General features: G+C 76.9%; 1 protein-coding gene. It reads left to right on the forward strand.

Annotated features, from left to right (window positions below):
* On the forward strand, nucleotides 1–964 hold a 964-nt coding region (locus tag HW577_RS25250; RefSeq protein WP_198378834.1), incomplete at its 5' end, for an FAD-dependent oxidoreductase.
* Nucleotides 965–1239 lie beyond the last annotated feature (275 nt).

A 1239-nucleotide genomic window follows, 5' to 3' on the forward strand; every position in this document is an offset into this window, starting at 1 on the left:
GCGCATCGCGGCCTCGCCGCTCGCCTGGCGCGACCCGGCGCTGCGCCCGCCGGGGTTGAGCGCGGGCGGGCTGCTCGCCCTGCTGGGCATGGCGCTGCCCTTCACCGACCGGCCGGTCGCCGAGGCGCTGGCGAAGCACCCCGCCCTGCTGCGCGGCTTCGTCGAGCCGCTGACCGTCGCCGCGCTGAACACGCCGGTCGCGGAAGCCTCCTCCGCGCGGCTGGGGCAGGTGCTGCGGCGGCTGGGCGGGGCGGGTGCCGCGCGGCTGCTGGTGGCGCGGGACGGGCTGGGGCCGGATCTGATCGCCCCGGCGCTCGCCGCGCTGGGTGCGGCAGGGGCGACGATCCGCTTCGGCAGCCGGCTGCGCGCGATCACGCAGGCCGAAGGCCGCGCGACGGCCCTGCATCTGGGGGAGGAGACGATCGCGCTCGCCGAACATGACGCCGTCATCCTCGCTCTGCCGCCCTGGGAAGCCGCGCGGCTGATCACCGGGCTGAAGGTGCCGGAGCGCCACGCGCCGATCCTCAACCTGCATTTCGCGCGCGCCGGCGAAGGCCCGGTGCGCTTCGTCGGCCTCGTCGGCGGCCTGTGCCAATGGGTGCTGGTGCGCCCTTCGGGCGTGAGCGTCACCGTCAGCGCCGCGGATGCGGAAACGGAGGAGAGCGTGGACGAGCTTGCCCCCCGCGCCTGGGCGGAGATCCGCCGCGCCGCGCAGGCCTTCGCCCTGGACGGCGACTGGCCCGAGGCGCCGCCCGCCTGCCGCGCGGTGAAGGAACGCCGCGCCACGCCGCGCCATGGCGTCGGCATCCCGCCGCTCGCGCCGCGCCGGCCGCTCAGGAACCTCGCACTGGCCGGGGACTGGACCTGGCACGGCCTGCCCGCGACGATCGAGGCCGCGGCGCGGTCGGGCGAGGCGGCGGCGAAGGCGCTGGTGCCCATGTTGCCGCGGAGCCGCAGGGCATGAGCGCGCGGCATGGCGCAAAATGCGCACGCCTCGTCCCGCGCGGCTTCACGACAGGACATGCCAGGGGACGTGCCATGCTCGACACAGGACGACGACGCGACCGCGCCGATGCATCGTGCCGCGTGGCGCGGGCCTGCGGCGCGAAGCGCCCGCCATGCGCGGGACACGGCGACGCAGCCGTGATGCGCCAGGCATGACCCCCGCCGAAGCCCTCGCCGCGCTGCGCGCCGCCGAGGCGCGGGACGGCGCGCCCAACATCGGGATCGGAAGAGCAC

This window comes from Neoroseomonas rubea (assembly GCF_016106015.1).
GTDB classification, from domain to species: domain Bacteria; phylum Pseudomonadota; class Alphaproteobacteria; order Acetobacterales; family Acetobacteraceae; genus Neoroseomonas; species Neoroseomonas rubea.